Annotated in this window: 18 protein-coding genes; all 18 read right to left on the bottom strand. The window is 51.0% G+C overall.

Annotated features, from left to right (window positions below; translation table 11 throughout):
* Positions 1–5: 5 nt before the first annotated feature.
* Positions 6–422, bottom strand: coding sequence for a protein TolR (tolR, locus tag JYB63_RS05000; RefSeq protein ID WP_205656686.1), 417 nt, complete (start codon positions 420–422; stop codon positions 6–8).
* An 11-nt stretch (positions 423–433) separates the two neighbouring features.
* The gene (gene tolQ / locus JYB63_RS05005) at positions 434–1,102 is read right to left on the bottom strand and encodes a protein TolQ (RefSeq protein ID WP_205656687.1); all 669 of its coding nucleotides are present in this window, start codon (positions 1,100–1,102) and stop codon (positions 434–436) included.
* Between the two features lie 389 nt (positions 1,103–1,491).
* Positions 1,492–1,863 carry a TraR/DksA family transcriptional regulator gene (locus JYB63_RS05010; RefSeq protein WP_243431854.1) on the bottom strand — a complete coding sequence of 124 codons (372 nt, stop codon included), beginning with the start codon at positions 1,861–1,863 and terminating at the stop codon, positions 1,492–1,494.
* Between the two features lie 137 nt (positions 1,864–2,000).
* Positions 2,001–3,014 (bottom strand): Holliday junction branch migration DNA helicase RuvB, encoded by a 1,014-nt coding sequence (gene ruvB, locus JYB63_RS05015; RefSeq protein ID WP_205656689.1) that lies wholly within the window; start codon positions 3,012–3,014, stop codon positions 2,001–2,003.
* Positions 3,015–3,033: 19 nt separating this feature from the next.
* Positions 3,034–3,657, bottom strand: coding sequence for a Holliday junction branch migration protein RuvA (ruvA, locus tag JYB63_RS05020; RefSeq protein ID WP_205656690.1), 624 nt, complete (start codon positions 3,655–3,657; stop codon positions 3,034–3,036).
* A gap of 45 nt (positions 3,658–3,702) precedes the next feature.
* Complete coding sequence (locus JYB63_RS05025; RefSeq protein WP_243431801.1) at positions 3,703–4,413, bottom strand: trimeric intracellular cation channel family protein; 711 nt, start codon at positions 4,411–4,413, stop codon at positions 3,703–3,705.
* A complete protein-coding gene (gene ruvC / locus JYB63_RS05030) occupies positions 4,407–4,922 on the bottom strand; it encodes a crossover junction endodeoxyribonuclease RuvC (protein ID WP_205657035.1) in 516 nt (171 codons plus the stop codon). The genes JYB63_RS05025 and ruvC overlap by 7 nt, the downstream gene beginning before the upstream one ends.
* 255 nt (positions 4,923–5,177) lie before the next feature.
* Positions 5,178–6,944, bottom strand: a complete 1,767-nt coding sequence (aspS, locus tag JYB63_RS05035) for an aspartate--tRNA ligase (RefSeq protein ID WP_205656691.1) — start codon at positions 6,942–6,944, stop codon at positions 5,178–5,180.
* Between the two features lie 99 nt (positions 6,945–7,043).
* Positions 7,044–7,274: an FmdB family zinc ribbon protein gene (locus JYB63_RS05040; protein WP_205656692.1), complete on the bottom strand. Its 231-nt coding sequence runs from the start codon at positions 7,272–7,274 to the stop codon at positions 7,044–7,046.
* 235 nt (positions 7,275–7,509) lie between these two features.
* Entirely contained in the window at positions 7,510–8,385 is an 876-nt protein-coding gene (gene sucD / locus JYB63_RS05045) for a succinate--CoA ligase subunit alpha (RefSeq protein WP_205656693.1), read from the bottom strand.
* A gap of 2 nt (positions 8,386–8,387) precedes the next feature.
* Positions 8,388–9,554 carry an ADP-forming succinate--CoA ligase subunit beta gene (gene sucC, locus JYB63_RS05050; RefSeq protein WP_205656694.1) on the bottom strand — a complete coding sequence of 389 codons (1,167 nt, stop codon included), beginning with the start codon at positions 9,552–9,554 and terminating at the stop codon, positions 8,388–8,390.
* 194 nt (positions 9,555–9,748) lie between these two features.
* A complete protein-coding gene (lpdA, locus tag JYB63_RS05055) occupies positions 9,749–11,191 on the bottom strand; it encodes a dihydrolipoyl dehydrogenase (RefSeq protein WP_205656695.1) in 1,443 nt (480 codons plus the stop codon).
* Positions 11,192–11,230: 39 nt separating this feature from the next.
* Entirely contained in the window at positions 11,231–12,442 is a 1,212-nt protein-coding gene (gene odhB / locus JYB63_RS05060; protein ID WP_205656696.1) for a 2-oxoglutarate dehydrogenase complex dihydrolipoyllysine-residue succinyltransferase, read from the bottom strand.
* Positions 12,443–12,489: 47 nt separating this feature from the next.
* Entirely contained in the window at positions 12,490–15,321 is a 2,832-nt protein-coding gene (locus JYB63_RS05065; protein WP_205656697.1) for a 2-oxoglutarate dehydrogenase E1 component, read from the bottom strand.
* Positions 15,322–15,788: 467 nt separating this feature from the next.
* Positions 15,789–16,493, bottom strand: coding sequence for a succinate dehydrogenase iron-sulfur subunit (locus JYB63_RS05070; RefSeq protein WP_205656698.1), 705 nt, complete (start codon positions 16,491–16,493; stop codon positions 15,789–15,791).
* A gap of 12 nt (positions 16,494–16,505) precedes the next feature.
* Positions 16,506–18,281, bottom strand: coding sequence for a succinate dehydrogenase flavoprotein subunit (gene sdhA / locus JYB63_RS05075; RefSeq protein ID WP_205656699.1), 1,776 nt, complete (start codon positions 18,279–18,281; stop codon positions 16,506–16,508).
* A gap of 1 nt (position 18,282) precedes the next feature.
* Positions 18,283–18,630 carry a succinate dehydrogenase, hydrophobic membrane anchor protein gene (sdhD, locus tag JYB63_RS05080; RefSeq protein ID WP_205656700.1) on the bottom strand — a complete coding sequence of 116 codons (348 nt, stop codon included), beginning with the start codon at positions 18,628–18,630 and terminating at the stop codon, positions 18,283–18,285.
* Positions 18,624–19,001 (bottom strand): succinate dehydrogenase, cytochrome b556 subunit, encoded by a 378-nt coding sequence (sdhC, locus tag JYB63_RS05085; protein ID WP_205656701.1) that lies wholly within the window; start codon positions 18,999–19,001, stop codon positions 18,624–18,626. The genes sdhD and sdhC overlap by 7 nt, the downstream gene beginning before the upstream one ends.
* Positions 19,002–19,129 lie beyond the last annotated feature (128 nt).

The raw sequence follows: 19,129 nt of genomic DNA on the forward strand, positions 1-19,129 counted from the left end.
TTGCTTTACTCAGTCACCAGCCCAACACTCGGGGCACCGGCATCTTGCAGCAATGTCATCAGCACGACAACGGCTTCATAATCGACACCCTTATCACCTCTGACCAGCAAAAGCTTCTTAGGGTTCGTTGCCAGCACCTTGCTGATCCGCTCAAACACCACTTCTTCACTGACAGCTTCAGCAGGGTCGCCACCGACATCAATGTAATAATTACCCTCTTTATCGACCGTCACAATAACGGGCTCGTTATCCTGAGTATCCACCGGGTCAGCCCCCGCCTGAGGTAATTCAACATTAACCCCCTGAGTAAGCATAGGCGCTGTGATCATAAAAATAACCAGCAGCACCATCATTACATCAATATACGGGACAACATTGATCTCAGAGTTGAGCTTGCGGGACTTCTTCTGACGTCTGATCATAACAGTACCGCTTATTGCCCGGCATGTGCACGGCGGTGCAGCACGCTGGAGAACTCATCAGCAAAGGTTTCGTAACTGTTCATGAGCGTTTCAGTCTGAGCGGAATAACGGTTGTAGGCGATTACCGCAGGAATCGCAGCAAACAAACCGATAGCGGTTGCAATCAGGGCTTCGGAAATACCCGGCGCAACAGATGCAAGTGTCGCCTGGTGAACGTTTGCCAGGCCACGGAATGAGTTCATGATTCCCCAAACGGTACCGAAGAGACCAATATACGGGCTGGTAGAGCCAACAGTTGCCAGAAATGGCAGATGGGTTTCCAGACGCTCTTCTTCCCGGGCCAGTGCAACGCGCATACTGCGCTGAGCACCATCCATGACCGCATCAGGATCAACGCCCGGCTGCTGATTCAGACGGGTAAATTCTTTAATGCCGGCACGGAAAATATTTTCGGCCCCATTGTCTGCATCCGGGGAATGATTAACTTCCCGAAACAGTTGGCTGAGATCCATACCGGACCAGAAACGGTCTTCAAAATAATGTAATTTCTGTTTTGCCTGACGTAATACAGCATGACGCTGAAAAATCATTACCCAGGAAACGACCGATGCAAGTAACAGCAGCAACATAACCAGCTGAACAACAACGCTGGCATTTACCACCAGACTCCAGATCGACATTTTATCCGGCACAGTCTGAACCTCTTCCGTTTATACAAAAAAAATTATTTAGCATGAGATAGTAGCCGGATAAAGAAGTAAAATCTTTATCTTTTTTACAAAATTCAATTATTTGGCTGCTGATCCGGCAGGCAGTTTTATGGTGAGCTTCAGTACTGATGGCCACTGTATTTTACAGCCAAACATCAGACACCTTCTTTTTTCAGGTAATTTTCAGAGTACTGAATTAAGCTCGCCTGACGTCCTGGTGTCTGACTGACCTGACCGCATTCAGAGTTTCTCAATGCTGGCCATGAAAAGAGACAGCAATGATTGCCGGAAGTTTATTTTTTCCATAAAAAAACCGGGTAAAAAACCCGGTTTTTTTATTTCACTTCGTCAGGCATCACTCAGCCTTCAAAATTAGACTGGCATCCGATACACAACACTGCAACAGGATTTGCTTTAAGACGGTTCAGTTCGATCATTTCACCACAGTTTTCACACTCACCATACAACCCTTCATCAAGGCGCCTTAAAGCATGCTCCGCAGAACGAACCTCTCCTTCAAGCTGCTGAATATGTCCCAGCAACTGCACCCGACGGGCACTGTCACTCGCCTGCTCAGCACTGTCCACCGGCTGTGCCACATCAACCAGCGCCAACTCAGCCCTTTGCTGTTCCCGCGCCTGTGACAGGTCTTCCCGCAACTGATCAATTAACTGACAGACATCTTTTCTAAGGTCAGCTAACTGGGACTGCGACAACTCACAGCTTCTCATCACATCTTTACTCCGGATCCATCGTATTATTTAAGCGGTGCGCCCCTGGCCCTCTATGGCCCGCCGGCAATCTGCAACCACTCTGCTCAGTTAAGATGTAATATTAAACTTTCATGAAAAACGCACCATGACGCACGTCAATCGCGTTTAGGTAATTCCAGTCCAAAGTGTTCATAAGCATGATCAGTAACGACCCGGCCACGGGGCGTCCGCATCATATAACCCTGCTGAATCAGATAAGGCTCTAACACGTCTTCAATGGTATCCCGCTCTTCGCTGATCGCTGCGGCAAGGTTATCTACGCCGACCGGACCGCCGCCAAACTTTTCAATCATAGCCAGCAATAACCGGCGGTCCATATGATCAAAACCACGGGCATCTACATTCAGCATGTTCAGCGCAAGATCGGCCATTTCACGGGTAATTTCACCGTCACCGCGGACTTCAGCAAAGTCGCGGGCACGGCGTAATAAACGGTTAGCAATTCGCGGTGTACCCCGGGAGCGACGGGCTACTTCAATTGCCCCTTCATGCTCTATTGCACAGCCCGACAGCCTGGCTGAACGCTCAACAATGCTAGTCAGATCATCAATGTTATAAAACTCTAACCGCTGCACAATACCGAACCGGTCACGCAACGGAGATGTCAGCAAACCGGCTCGGGTAGTTGCCCCTACCAGAGTAAAAGGCGGCAACTCCAGCTTAATTGAACGTGCCGCCGGCCCTTCGCCGATCATAATATCCAGCTGGTAATCTTCCATGGCCGGATACAGCACTTCCTCAACCGACGCGCTTAACCGGTGAATCTCATCGATAAACAGCACATCGCCGGGCTCAAGGTTGGTCAGCATCGCCGCCAGATCGCCGGCTTTTTCCAGCACAGGCCCGGAGGTAGTTTTTATTTCACTGCCCATTTCGCTGGCGATAATATTTGCCAGTGTGGTTTTACCCAGCCCCGGTGGTCCGAAAACCAGTGTATGGTCCAGTGCTTCGCCACGTTTTTTCGCCGCCCCAATGAAAATTTCCATCTGTTCACGAACAACCGGCTGACCAACATAGTCTTCCAGTGTTTTCGGACGAATGGCCCGGTCCTGCACTTCCTCAGCTGCCGGCACAGACACCGGCGATACAAAACGATCTGCTTCGATCATCAGTTGACCCTTATCTCAGTTATCCCTGCACCATACTTTTCAGCGCAGCACGGATCAAGGATTCGCTGCTGGCACCCGGCTCCAGCCCTTTTTCTGCAGCCGCAATCGCCTTCGTTGCCTGCACAGGCTTATAACCCAGCGCAACCAGCGCACTTTCAGCTTCAGCCCGGTTATCAGCAACCGGAGGCGCTTCACCGAAATCATCGGTCAGGGTGAAATCAGCTACATCATCAACCTGGAAGTCTTTAATCTTATCCTTCATTTCGATCAGCAGGCGTTCGGCAGTTTTCTTCCCGACACCCGGCAACCGCACCAGTGCAGCGGTATCTTCAAATTGCACACTCTGCACAAATTCAGACACACTGATGCCGGACAAAATCGTCAACGCCAGCTTAGGCCCAACACCGTTAACCTTAATAAGCGTACGAAACAGCGAACGCTCCTGCCGATCATAAAAACCGTACAGTAACTGTGCATCTTCACGCACAACCATATGGGTAAACAGCACCACTGTCTGCCCCACACCCGGCAAACGGTAAAAGGTGTTCATTGACGCATCCACCTCATAACCGACACCATTTACATCCAGCACCAGTTGCGGAGGAACCTTTTCCAGCAATTCACCTTTAAGACGACCTATCACGTATTGTTTCCTTCATTTACAGAGGCTGCCAGACAACCTGAAATACTAACCCCGTTCTTTATCGTCGCGACGTTCCAGCTTATGGCCGGCAACGATAAATTCCGGCAGACAGATATCACCGAATACGGCTGCCATACGGATAATAAAAATAATTGAAATAGATAAAGCAACCAGAACCACCGGATGCATTGAGCCTTCAAGCCACACATACAGTACTGCACCAATGATCGAGCAGGTGGCATATAACTCACCGTGCCGGTGCAGTATCAGCGGAATCTGCCGGGTAAGCACATCCCGAACCATACCACCGGCACAACCGGTAACCATCGCCATCATGACAACAATGATGGGAGGCAAATCAAGACTGATAGCCTTTTGCGCTCCAAGCACAGTAAACAGCGCCATTCCAAGCGCATCAAGAATAATCAGCAAACGCCGCGGATAACGCAGATACCGGCAAATCCAGAACGCCGATACGGCAGATATAACCGCCGTCCATATATAGGTGTCGTTCTGAATCCAGAGTAATGGATGAATATCTAAAGTCAGATCCCGAATAGTGCCGCCACCCAGTGAGGTTACAATGGCCAAAACCACCACGCCAAGAATATCCATGTGCTTTCCCTGCGCAGCCAGTGCACCGGTAATTGCAAATACCGCCACCCCTAACAGCTCAGTGACATAGACAAATTCTGACAGGGTAAAAAACAGGTTCATTTTAAAGTCTGCAGTCCAGCCAAATTCATCGCTTAACATAATCGCCCCCGCCGGCTGCCCTTAGCCCCCGCCATCGCAATCAGACTGGTTCGGGTGTGAGCATGACACAGCGCAATAGCCAGGGCATCTGCCGCATCCGCCTGTGGCAAACCGGGCAGTTTCAGAATCGACATTACCATGTGCTGCACCTGAGATTTATCCGCTGAGCCCTTGCCTACCACAGCCTGTTTTACCTTACGGGCCGCATATTCAGCCACCGGCAGACTCTGATTAGTACCGGCAACGATGGCAACACCACGGGCCTGTCCCAGCTTCAGAGCGGAGTCCGCATTACGGGCCATAAACACCTGTTCAATGGCCATTTCCTGCGGACAATAATGCTCAATGATTTCAGTCACCCCGGCATACACCTGCTGCAGCCGCTCAGGAAGTTCATCTCCCTTTATCCGGATACAGCCACTGGCCACATATTCATTTTTACTGCCCACTGCATTGATAATACCGTACCCGGTTATCCGTGAACCCGGATCTATTCCTAAAATCAGCATGGCGTTTTGAGACATCTCCGGTTATCAATAAAACTGAATAAATACACTGTATTTTTATACATACTATCATTGCTTCAGCCAGGCATCTACGTGCAATAGGCATAAAAAAACCGGGATCTGAATCCCGGTTTAATTTTCGCATCACTTTCACGCTACAGTTCAGCACTATTCAGATCTGAATAACACATCACATCCGGATAAGTGATCCGAATCAGGCTCACCGCCGCAGAACCCGGCGGTGAACAAAGCTTCAGCTTAAGCTTCTTTCTGACGCAGCTTGATGTGCAGTTCACGCAGCTGAGCAGCGCTTACCTGGCCCGGTGCTTCAGTCATCGGACAGGAAGCACTCTGGGTTTTAGGGAAGGCAATCACTTCGCGGATTGAGTCAGTACCGGTCATCAGCATGATCAGACGGTCCAGACCGAATGCCAGACCACCGTGCGGTGGCGCACCGTATTTCAGGGCATTCAGCAGGAAGCCAAACTTATCTTCAGCTTCTTCGTCAGAGATACCCAGCACTTCCAGTACAGTTGCCTGCATTTCCTGATCGTGGATACGAACTGAACCACCGCCCAGCTCACAGCCGTTCAGTACCATGTCGTATGCACGGGACAGTGCATCCAGCGGGTTAGCTTTCAGCTCTTCCGCAGTACAGCTTGGCGCAGTGAACGGGTGGTGCAGTGCAGTCAGACCACCTTCAGATGTTTCTTCAAACATCGGGAAGTCAACAACCCACAGCGGCGCCCACTCACGCTCGCCCATATTAAGATCTTCACCGACCTTGATACGCAACGCACCCAGTGCTTCGCTGACAACTTTCTCTTTGTCCGCGCCGAAGAATACGATATCGCCGTTCTGAGCACCCAGACGTTCCATGATTTGCATGGCAACTTCTGCACCCAGGAATTTAACGATCGGAGACTGCAGGCCTTCTTCACCCTTCTCCAGTTCGTTAACCTTGATCCACGCCAGGCCTTTAGCACCGTAGATGCTGACGAACTTGGTGTACTCATCAATGTTCTTACGGGTCAGCTGAGCACCGCCAGGAACTTTCAGCGCAGCAACGCGGCCTTTCGGATCTTTAGCAGGACCGGCAAATACCTTGAACTCGATCTCAGCCATCAGGTCTGCAACATCAACCAGCTCCATCGGGAAACGCAAGTCCGGCTTATCAGAACCGTACTTCTGCATCGCTTCCGCGTATGGCATACGTGGGAACTCACCCAGATCAACGCCTTTCAGTTCCAGGAACAGCTTGCGGATCATGGTTTCAGTCATCCCCATGATACCTTCTTCATCCATAAAGGATGTTTCGATGTCGATCTGGGTAAATTCTGGCTGACGGTCTGCACGCAGATCTTCATCACGGAAGCAGCGGGCAATCTGGTAGTAACGGTCGAAGCCGGACACCATCAGCAGCTGTTTGAACAGCTGTGGAGACTGCGGCAGCGCGAAAAACTGACCTTCGTGAACTCGGCTTGGTACCAGATAGTCACGGGCACCTTCCGGCGTTGCACGGTTCAGAATCGGTGTTTCGATATCCAGGAAACCGTTGTCATCCAGGTAGTTACGGATCGCATTGGTCACCTTGGAACGGAAGCGCAGTTTTTCCTGCATTTCCGGACGGCGCAGGTCAACATAACGGTGACGCAGACGCACATCTTCACCTACCTGCTGATGCTCATCCAGCTGGAAAGGCGGTGTTTCAGATTTGTTAAGGATAACCAGCTCTTTACCCAGTACTTCGATCTCGCCGGTAGGCATATCCGGGTTAGTGGTACCTTCAGGACGGGCACGGACAGTACCGCGTACTTCGATGACATATTCATTACGCACGCTGTCGGCCAGAGCAAAACTTTCTTCCCGGTCCGGGTCGAATACGACCTGAGTAATACCTTCGCGGTCACGAACATCCAGGAAGATTACACCACCGTGATCACGGCGGCGATGCACCCAGCCGTTCAGGACGATGTCTTCGCCGATATGAGTTGTATTTAGTTCGCCGCAATAATGGCTGCGCATAATTACCAGTTCCTGTTATTTATCAGTTGTTCACTCACAGCCGCCCTGCCGGCCAGCTGCTGAATAATTCAGATTGCCGCAGCAATCGTATGTCAGGTATCAGCTACCCGCACCGGAGGAGCTGTCCCCCGCCAGATTTTTCTTCTTGCCGGTTTTGAAGTCAGTCTCATACCAGCCACTGCCGGATAAACGAAAGCCCGGTGCCGACACCTTCTTTTCTACATTTTCAGCATTGCAGGCCAGACAGGCCGGAGGCGGCGCATCAGACTTCATTACTAACTTTTCAAATTCGTGACCGCATTCGCGGCAGGCAAAATCAAAAATAGGCATCGGTTAAATCACTTCTTTATGCTTATTCGGGCAAGGATCGCCAATAAAAAGACGCAAATTATACCTGAATTTCCCCGGGCTGACAGGGGCTGTGACGGAAATATATCGCGCACACTCATGCAGCCATACCAACTGTATTTCAGACGCTGCTGAAGCACGCTCCTACCCGCAAAACCCCAGACGCAAAAAAGGCAGCCGAAGCTGCCTTTTTCATAGCGGAAAACCCGTCAGGAAATTATTCCCAACCGGTTACCTCGCGCAGACCGTCAGCGATCTGTGCCAGAGAGCGAACAGTTTTAACGCCCGCTGCTTCCAGTGCTGCAAACTTCTCATCAGCAGTACCTTTACCGCCAGAGATGATCGCACCGGCATGACCCATACGCTTACCTGCAGGTGCAGTTACACCGGCAATGTAAGATACAACAGGCTTGGTTACGTTTGCCTTGATGTACGCAGCCGCTTCTTCTTCAGCAGAACCGCCGATTTCACCGATCATTACGATGGCTTCAGTCTGCGGATCGTTCTGGAACATTTCCAGAATGTCGATGAAGTTAGAACCCGGAATCGGATCACCACCGATACCAACACAGGTAGACTGACCAAAACCAGCATCAGTTGTCTGCTTAACCGCTTCATAGGTCAGAGTACCTGAACGGGAAACGATACCTACTTTACCCGGCAGGTGGATGTGACCCGGCATGATACCGATCTTACATTCACCCGGCGTGATAACACCCGGACAGTTAGGACCAACCAGACGTACGCCCAGCTCGTCACACTTAACTTTACACTCCAGCATATCCATAACCGGGATGTGCTCAGTGATACATACGATCAGCTCGATACCTGCATTTGCCGCTTCCAGGATAGAATCCTTACAGAATGGCGCCGGTACGTAGATAACAGATGCAGTTGCACCGGTTTCAGCAACCGCTTCAGATACAGTGTTAAACACTGGCAGACCCAGGTGCTCAGTACCGCCCTTGCCCGGCGTTACACCGCCAACCATTTTAGTGCCGTACGCAATCGCCTGTTCAGAGTGGAAGGTACCCTGGCCACCGGTGAAACCCTGACAGATCACCTTAGTGTCTTTGTTAATTAAAACCGCCATGATTATTTACCCTCCGCTGCTTTTACCGCTTGCTCAGCAGCGTCTGTCAGACTGGTCGCTGCAATGATATCCAGACCGGATTCAGACAGCAGTTTAGAACCCAGTTCTGCATTGTTACCTTCCAGACGTACCACAACAGGTACCTCTACACCGACTTCTTTAACCGCGCCGATGATACCTTCAGCAATCAGGTCGCAACGTACGATACCGCCGAAGATGTTAACCAGAACCGCTTTAACTTTAGAATCTTCCAGAATGATCTTGAACGCTTCGGTTACACGCTCTTTAGTCGCGCCGCCACCAACATCCAGGAAGTTAGCCGGGAAGCCACCGTGCAGGGAAACGATATCCATCGTACCCATTGCCAGGCCTGCACCGTTAACCATGCAGCCGATGCTGCCATCCAGTGCAACGTAGTTCAGATCCCACTCAGCCGCGCGTGCTTCACGCTCGTCTTCCTGGCTCGGATCTTCCATTGCCTGCAGATCTTTGTGACGGTAAACCGCATTACCGTCGATCGCTACTTTAGCGTCCAGACAGTGCAGGTCACCTGCTTCGGTGATTACCAGCGGGTTGATTTCCAGCAGCGCCAGGTCTTTTTCCTGGAACATTTTCGCCAGACCCATGAAGATCTGAGTGAACTGCTTAATCTGCACACCTTCCAGACCCAGCTTGAACGCCAGCTCACGGCCCTGATAAGGCTGTGCACCGGTCAGCGGATCGATGGTCGCTTTAAGGATTTTTTCTGGTGTTTCTTCCGCAACTGTCTCAATTTCCACACCACCTTCAGTAGATGCCATGAAAACGATACGACGAGAAGAACGGTCAACTACTGCACCCAGATACAGCTCGTTAGCGATATCGGTGCAGTCTTCTACCAGAATTTTAGATACAGGCTGACCATTGGCGTCAGTCTGATAGGTCACCAGGTTTTTACCCAACCACTTAGCGGCAAATTCAGACGCTTCAGCAGGAGAGTCAACCAGCTGTACACCGCCAGCCTTACCACGGCCACCGGCATGCACTTGAGTCTTAACAACCCACTTGCTACCACCAATTTTTTCAGCTGCTTCAGCAGCCGCTTCCGGGGTATCTACAGCGTATCCTTTGGATACCGGCAGACCATATTCGGCAAACAGTTGTTTGCCCTGGTACTCATGAAGATTCATGCTCTAATCCGTCGTTTTTACTTTTGAGGTCTCTGTATTCAATGGGGAGAGGCCACTGATATACAGCCCAAAGGTTGCAAACACCTCAGCTGCTGCAGTAACAGCGTGCCGGGCATACACAACGATAATCAACCGGGGTCTCCGGTCGAAATCTAAAACTATAAAGCCCCTGCACAGAGTACAGGGGCTTTTCATTACTTACGCTTGCGGCGGTTTGCCATGTGGATTGCGTGACCATCCACAGCCAGTGCCGCTTCATGCACTGCTTCACTCACGGTTGGGTGAGCAAATACAGTCAGCTGCAGGTCTTCTGCAGTTGAAGAGAACTCCATTGCGATTGCAGCCTGAGCAATCAGCTCAGAAGCAATACCACCAACCATATGTACACCCAGTACACGGTCAGTTTCAGCATCAGCGATCATCTTCACGAAACCGTCGGTATCGTTAGCAGCCATGGCACGGCCAGATGCTGCAAACGGGAATTTACCCACTTTGATTTCAACACCTTCCGCCTTCAGCTCCTGCTCGGTCTTACCGACCCAGGCCAGTTCAGGATGGGTGTAGATGATGCTTGGAATCACATCGTAGTTCATCTGTGCATGGTGACCGGCAATGATATCCGCAACCATGATGCCTTCTTCAGATGCTTTGTGTGCCAGCATCGGACCACGTACAGAGTCACCGATCGCGTAAACGCCAGGTGCTTCAGTACGGCACTGACCATCAACGAAGATGAAACCACGCTCATCCAGCTTAACGCCGGAATCATCCGCCAGCAGACCGTTAGTCTGAGGACGACGGCCAACCGCTACGATCAGCTTATCAACAACCAGTTCCTGGTCACCGTTAGCATCGGAGTACTTAACCTTAACTTCTTTGCCGTCAATGATTTCAGTACCGGTGCAGCGCGCGCCCAGTTTGATATCAAGCTTCTGCTTCTTCAGCAGCTTCTGAGCTTCTTTGGCAACATCCTTATCGGCCATTGCCAGGAAGCTGTCCATCGCCTCAAGTACTGTAACTTCAGTACCCAGACGCGCCCATACGGAACCCATTTCCAGACCGATAACACCGGCACCGATTACACCCAGACGCTTAGGCGTCTCGTCGATGTTCAGGGCACCTTCGTTGTCCAGAATCAGACCTTCGGTCAGCGGCGCTGGCGGAATCTCAACCGGTACAGAACCGGAAGCCAGAATCACGTTTTCTGCGTCATAAACAGTCGCAGCGCCGTCAGCAGCAGTTACTTCAACACGCTTGTTAGCCAGCAGCTTGCCTTTACCGGCCAGCAGGGTTACACCGTTCGCTTTGAACAGACCGGCAATACCGCCAGTCAGGTTTGAAACGATCTTGTCCTTACGGGCAACCATCGCTTTAACATCCATAGTGACTTCGCCACCTGTCTGGATGCCGTGAACATCAGCGTGCTGGGCATTATGAAACTGGTGAGTAGACTCCAGCAGAGCCTTGGAAGGGATACAACCAACATTCAGACAGGTACCACCCAGTACAGGAGCACCTTTGCCATCGACCCACTTCTCTACACACGCGGTTTTCAGTCCCAGTTGTGCGGCTCGAATCGCAGCTACGTAACCACCAGGGCCAGCACCAATCACGATGACATCAAATTTATCTGACATTTTTACCTACCTTTAAAAATTTCTGTAAGGGGGCTGAATTTATACGTCTAGCAACATCCGAGCTGGATCTTCTAAGAGATCCTTTATAGTAACCAGGAATTGTACAGCTTCCTTACCATCAATCATACGATGGTCGTACGACAGGGCCAGATACATCATTGGCAGAATTTCTACCTGACCATTGACGGCCATTGGACGTTCCTGAATTTTATGCATGCCCAGAATAGCGGTTTGTGGCGGATTCAGAATTGGCGTAGACATCAGGGAACCGAACACACCACCGTTGGTGATGGTGAACGTACCACCCTGCATATCATCCATACCCAGCTTACCGTCACGACCACGCAGACCAAAGTCACGGATTGTCGCTTCAATATTCGCCAGGCTCATCGCATCTGTATCACGCAGTACCGGTACCATCAGACCACGATCGGTCGATACCGCTACACCGATATCCTGATAACCGTGGTAAACCATATCGTTACCATCGATTGAGGCATTTACTGCAGGGAAACGCTTCAGCGCTTCAGTTGCAGCTTTAACAAAGAAAGACATGAAGCCCAGACGGGTACCGTTGTGGGTTTTCTCGAACAGATCCTTGTACTGCTTACGCAGCTCCATGATCGGCTTCATATTGACTTCATTGTAAGTCGTCAGCATCGCAGCATTTTGCTGAGCTTCAACCAGACGCTTAGCAATCGTTGCACGCAGACGGGTCATCGGAACACGCTTCTCTACACGCTCACCCACAGGCACAGTACCCGGTGCAGCTGCCGAAGCAACCGCTGGCGCAGCAGCGGCCGGAGCCGGTGCAGCAGGCTTGTTCTTGATGAAATTCGCTACATCTTCCTTGGTGATACCGCCATTCTTGCCGGTACCCGGAATCTGGGTAGCATCCAGACCGTTTTCTTCAATCAGCTTACGGGCAGCCGGGCCGATTTTATCAGCATCAGATGCTGCAGGCGCTGCTGCAGCTGGCTCAGCCGCTGCGGCCGGCGCCGCTGCAGGAGCTGCACCCGCTTCGAAAGTCGCCAGCACTTCTTCACTCAGTACTGTATCGCCTTCACCTTTAATGATGTCCTTGATTACGCCATCCGCCGGCGCGACCACTTCCAGTACAACTTTGTCGGTTTCAATATCAACAATCAGCTCATCGGTGGAGCAAGCTTCACCAGGCTGTTTGTGCCAGGTAGCCACGGTACCGTCGGCTACGGATTCAGGGAAGGTCGGCGTTTTGATTTCGATAGACATATTCTTTCCTTTCTCAGTGTTACTAACAGGCGTTTTCGTCAGGCCTGTTAGCCATTGATTGCTTCATTAACCAGTTTTTCCTGCTGTTCAAGGTGTACCGAAATGTACCCTACAGCAGGTGCGGCTGCATGTGGCCGGCCTACGCCGCCCAGTTGAATCGAGCTGTTATGACGGGCCAGCGCATGACGCATATGGTGCTGACTGCAGTACCAGGCGCCCTGGTTCATCGGCTCTTCCTGACACCAGATAACTGACTCAAGATTGGTGTAATCCTTGATCGCTTCGTACATCTGGTTTTCAGGGAACGGATAAAGCTGCTCAATACGTACAATTGCCACATCATCTTTTTCCAGCTCTGCACGGCGGTTATACAGGTCGTAGTAGACCTTGCCGCTACACAGCACAAGGCGCTTAACCTTGGCCGGATCAAGCTGATCAGTTTCGCCGATCACCGGCTGGAAGTTGCCGTTTGCCAGTTCTTCAATACTGGAAACCGCCTGCTTATGACGTAACAGACTCTTTGGTGACATAACCACCAGAGGCTTACGCAACGGACGCACAACCTGACGACGCAACAGATGGAAAATCTGTGCCGGCGTGGTCGGAACACACACCTGAATATTGTGCTCAGCACACAACTGCAGGTAACGCTCCAGACGGGCTGAAGAGTGCTCAGGGCCCTGGCCTTCAAAGCCGTGCGGCAGCAACATAGTCAGACCGCACAAACGGGCCCACTTATGTTCACCACTGGTAATAAACTGGTCGATAACTACCTGGGCACCGTTGGCGAAATCACCAAACTGGGCTTCCCAGATAACCAGAGCGTTCGGCGTGGTAGTGGCATAGCCATACTCAAACGCCAGAACCGCCTCTTCCGACAGGAAAGAATCATGCAGGGTCAGCCGTGGCTGATCCGGTGCAATGTTCTGTAACGGCTCGTAAACGGCCGCATCTTTCTGACTGTGCAACACCGCATGACGGTGAGAGAAAGTACCACGACCCACATCCTGACCGGTCAGACGGACACCATGTCCCTCCGCCAGAACCGAAGCGTATGCGAGCATTTCCGCACAACCCCAGTTAACCGCCATTGCCCCGGCAGCCATTTTCTTACGGTCGTCGTAGATCTTCTGTACCTGACGCTGTACAGCAAAACCTTCCGGCACATCACAGATCTTCTGACCCAGAGATTGCAGAGTTTTAATGTCAACGCTGGTATCACAGTCAAATGACCATTTGTGTCCCAGATACGGTGTCCAGTCCACAAACAGTTCTTTATTCGGTTCCAGAACCAGAGAATGGGTAACGTGCTTGCCGTCTTCCAGATTCTTCCGGTAATCCTTCTCCATTTGCTTGCTCTGCTCCTGACTGATAACGCCCTCTTCAATCAGTTGCTGAGCATAAAGTTCACGGGTAGTTTTCTGAGCCTTGATCTTCTGGTACATCAGCGGCTGGGTGCCGGAAGGCTCATCCGCTTCGTTGTGACCGCGACGGCGGTAACATACCAGATCAATAACCACATCTTTCTTAAACTCGGTACGGTAATCCACAGCCAGTTGGGTTACAAAACGTACCGCTTCAGGATCATCACCGTTCACGTGGAAAATCGGTGCCTGTACCATCTTCGCGATATCGGTACAGTACTCGGTTGAACGGGAGTCTTCCTGCTTGTTCGTTGTAAAACCAACCTGGTTGTTAACAACGATATGAATGGTGCCGCCGGTCTTGTAAGCACGGGTCTGGGACATCTGGAATGTCTCCATGACCACGCCCTGACCTGCAAACGCCTGGTCACCGTGAATATTCACCGGTACAACGGTATCGCCGTGCGGATCATTACGGCGGTCCTGACGGGCCCGTACTGAACCTTCAACCACAGGCGCTGCAATCTCAAGGTGCGACGGGTTAAACGCCATCGCCATGTGCATTTCACCGCCATCGGTCATGATGTTGGATGAGAAGCCCTGATGATATTTAACGTCACCGGAGGTTTCCAGTGTCTGCACACCTTCAAACTCACCAAACAGTTCCGCAGGGTTTTTACCGAAGATGTTTACCAGGGTATTCAGACGACCACGGTGGGCCATGCCGATGACCAGTTCACGGGCGCCATGTTTACCGGCACGGTGAATCAGGGTATTCAGGGAAACAATCAGGGATTCGCCGCCCTCTAGACCGAAGCGCTTGGCACCGGCAAAACGGGAACCCAGGTATTTTTCCAGACCTTCTGCCGCTGTCAGGCGCTCAAGCACCATGACTTTCTTTTCAGGCTCAACGGTCGGATGAGAACGGACCGGCTCCAGACGTGACTGAATCCAGCGTTTCTCTTTCGTATCAACGATGTGCATATATTCAGCACCCACCGTTGTACAGTAAGTCTTTTTCAGATCATCCAGGATAGATTTCAGTGTTGCTTCTTCAGCACCGAAAAACAGGGAACCTAACTGGAAGGTCGTATCATAATCTGCCTCAGACAGCTCATGAAAACGCGGATCCAGATCAGGAACAGGCTCGCGCTCAAGCAGATTAAGCGGGTCAATCTGGGCAGCCTGGTGTCCCCGTACACGGTAAGCGTTGATCATTCGCAGAACGCGAATCTGCTTTTTCTCGTGATCGGAACTGACGCTGGAAGCAGAGACAGGCGCAGCCCGACGCTGATTCTTAGCAATAAACTGGAAGTGTTCACGCACCGCTGTATGCGGCACATCCTGTGTAATGTTGTCGCCGACTTTGGGTAGCCGGTCAAATTCTTCACGCCATTCCTGAGGAATCGCGTTGGGGTCCATCAGATAGGTTTCATACAGCTGCTCAATGTAGGATAAATTGCCACCGTAAAGATGCGCATTTTTCCACATCAGCTCCATTATGCCTTCTTGCATTATTGATCACCCTGGCTCAAAGGAATATCAACGTTCAGGTTGCACCACGTCCCGACTGATTCGGCCATTTTCCGGCCTTTTCCTTTATGGTTATCGTTTATTATTTCTCACGTATATAGCCCCGAAGTGGTAGCACTTATACGGGGACAGATTCTACGCTTTTTGTACCCAGCTTCATACATGCAAGGCACTAAGAATCATAAAGTTTTCTAAATTTGGATCATATACAACTTCTTTTTACTTACAAAAATACGACATCCACCTCACTCATCCGATTCAAAAGCGTCTTTCAGCTGATTTGATGTATAAATTTCAACCGTTCAGAGCAGAATACCTTTGTACCATCCCTGCCTGCACATGAACATTCACCAAAGGATGCATGAATGCAATTCAGCCAAGCACAAATAGCTGAGTTAAATTTGAGCAATAAAAAAGGCGGTACCTTTCGGGACCGCCCTGAGTAACAATCAGGTTGCCTGTTGCAACAGCATGTTACGGATCTTACCAATTGCCTTTGTCGGGTTAAGCCCCTTAGGACAAACACTGACACAGTTCATGATACCGTGGCAGCGGAACACGCTGAACGGATCATCAAGATCAGCCAGACGCTCCTTAGTAGCCGTATCACGGCTGTCAGCCAGGAAGCGGTAAGCCTGCAGCAAACCGGACGGACCGATAAACTTGTCAGGGTTCCACCAGAAAGACGGACAGGCAGTTGAACAGCATGCACACAGAATACATTCGTACAGGCCATCCAACTCAGCACGTTCTTCCGGTGACTGCAGACGCTCAATGGCAGGCGCCGGCGTGTCGTTCAGCAGGAACGGCTTAATCTTCTCGTACTGCTGATAGAACTGAGTCATATCAACAACCACGTCACGGATAACCGGCAGACCTGGCAGCGGACGCAGAACAATCTTATCGTTCTCAACCACTTCAGACAGCGGCGTAATACACGCCAGACCGTTCTTACCGTTCATATTCATACCGTCAGAACCACAAACACCTTCACGGCATGAACGACGGTACGCCAGAGACGGGTCCTTATCTTTCAGCAACTGCAGCAGATCCAGAACCATGATGTCCTTGCCACCAGGGATGTCGATATGGACATCCTGCATGTAAGGGGCATCATCAACCTCAGGATTATAGCGATATACACTTACTAACATCGTGGCAACCCCTTAATACGTTCGAACTTTTGGCGGGAAGGCATCTACTGTCTTCGGCGCAAAGTTAACAGCACGCTTGGTGATCTGTTTTGTCTGCGGGTGGTACAGTGAGTGGCACAACCAGTTTTCATCATCACGCTCGGTGAAGTCGTTACGGGCATGCGCACCACGACTTTCCTTACGGGTAATAGCAGCGATCGCCGTTGCCTCAGCAACTTCCATCAGGTTTTCCAGCTCCAGCGCTTCAATACGGGCAGTGTTGAATGCCGCGCTCTTATCTTCCAGGTGAAGATTAGAAACTTTGGCACGCACTTCCTTAAGCAGCTCCAGACCTTTCTCCATGCTTTCGCCTTCACGGAATACCCCGAAGTACAACTGCATGGTCTTCTGCAGCTCAGCACGAACCTCAGAAACCTTTTCACCACCGGTTGAATTGTTCAAACGGTTCAGACGTGCCATCGCACGCTCCAGATCAGCATCGCTGGCCGGCGCTACTTCGTAGCCCTCACGCATCTGCTTCTCAATCTGAATACCCGCCGCACGGCCAAATACAACCAGATCAAGCAGCGAGTTGCCGCCCAGACGGTTCGCACCGTGTACAGATACGCATGCAACTTCACCGCAGGCAAACAGACCGTCGATAATGGTATCGTTACCGTCCGCATCAGCACCGATCGCCTGACCACCGATATTGGTGGTTACACCGCCCATCATGTAGTGACAGGTAGGTACAACAGGAATTGGCTCTTTAATCGGATCCGCGTGAGCAAAGGTACGGGACAGCTCAAGGATACCCGGCAGCTTGGCATTCAGGGTATCAGCACCCAGGTGATCCAGCTTCAGGAATACGTGATCACCGTCTTCACCACAACCACGGCCTGCCAGAATTTCCAGCACCATGGAACGGGCAACAACGTCACGACCCGCCAGGTCTTTCGCGTTAGGGGCATAACGCTCCATGAAGCGCTCGCCATCCTTATTAACCAGGTAACCACCCTCACCCCGGCAACCTTCAGTTACCAGTACGCCGGCACCAGCAATACCGGTTGGGTGGAACTGCCACATTTCCATATCCTGGGCCGGTACACCGGCACGCAGGCTCATACCCATACCGTCACCGGTATTGATCAGAGCATTGGTTGTGGACTGATAAATACGGCCTGCACCACCGGTCGCCAGAACGGTCGCTTTAGCCTTGATATAAACTGTTTCACCGGTCTCGATACAGATCGCGATAACACCAACCACCGCATCATCTGCATTCTTAACCAGATCAACCGCATACCACTCATTCAGGAAAGTGGTACCGGCTTTAATATTACCCTGATAAAGCGCGTGTAACAGAGCGTGGCCGGTACGGTCAGCCGCCGCACAGGTACGGGCTGCCTGACCGCCTTCACCAAAGTTTTTAGACTGACCACCGAAAGGACGCTGGTAGATACGGCCTTCTTCAGTACGGGAGAATGGCAGACCCATATGGTCCAGCTCAAATACCGCCTGAGGGCCTACAGAACACATGTATTCGATAGCGTCCTGGTCACCGATATAATCGGAACCTTTAACGGTATCGTACATGTGCCAGCGCCAGTCATCATTAGGATCCGCACTGGCAATCGCACAGGTAATACCACCCTGGGCGGATACAGTGTGCGAACGGGTCGGGAATACTTTCGTGATACACGCAGTATTCAGGCCCGACTGGGCCAGTTGCAGCGCGGCACGCATACCGGCACCGCCGCCACCAATTACAATCCCGTCAAAGGTCAGGGTACGTAACTTGCTGCTCATCTTATGCTCCCCACAGAATCTGAACACCCCAAACAACGTAGATAAAGGTCAGCAGACCACACGCTGATTGGAACAGAAAACGGATGCCGGTTGGCTTGATATAGTCAGTAGAGATAGACCACATTCCGATCCAAGCGTGTGCCGCCAAAGACAGGATTGTCAGCAGCGTAAAGATACGCATTGCTGTGCCCTCAAACAGGCCACTCCACTGGTTGTAATCCAGATCCGGATTCATTAACAGATAACCGATCATAAAGATCGTGTAAGCAAGCAGTACGACAGCTGTTACACGCTGGATCATCCAGTCATATAAGCCGCTGCGACCAAAACTTGTAATTGAAGTTACCATATCCATACTCCTGCCAGCAGAATTGCGATAGCCGCAATAACCAAAGTCGCTTTGGCGGCTTTCTGTCCAGATTCCAACTCTTCACAATGACCAAAATCCATAATCAGATGTTTGATACCGGCAAAGAAGTGATACAGCAATGCTGAAACCAATCCCCAGGCAATCAGCTTCGCAAAGAAGCTCTCCGTCAGCATCTGCGCGGCAGCATTAAAACCCTGCTCAGACTCAAGAGACATCCCCAGTGCATACAGCATGAAGAAGGCACCAAAAAATAATGCCAGACCTGTCACACGATGCAGGATGGATGTAATCGCCGGTAAAGGCTGTTTGATAGTTCGTAGATCTAAGTTTACGGGTCTTTTCTTGTTCACGGCTCTTGTTCACACTTTATTGGTTAGCCCGATCGCAGGGCTAAGTTATAAAAGGGTAGTGTTCAAAGACAAAGTAAGTACCTCGGTCCAACGCCTACACCCCTTTAAATACGGGCCTGTAAGCTGGT

It is taken from the genome of Aliamphritea spongicola, assembly GCF_017051665.1.
Lineage (GTDB): Bacteria > Pseudomonadota > Gammaproteobacteria > Pseudomonadales > Balneatricaceae > Amphritea > Amphritea spongicola.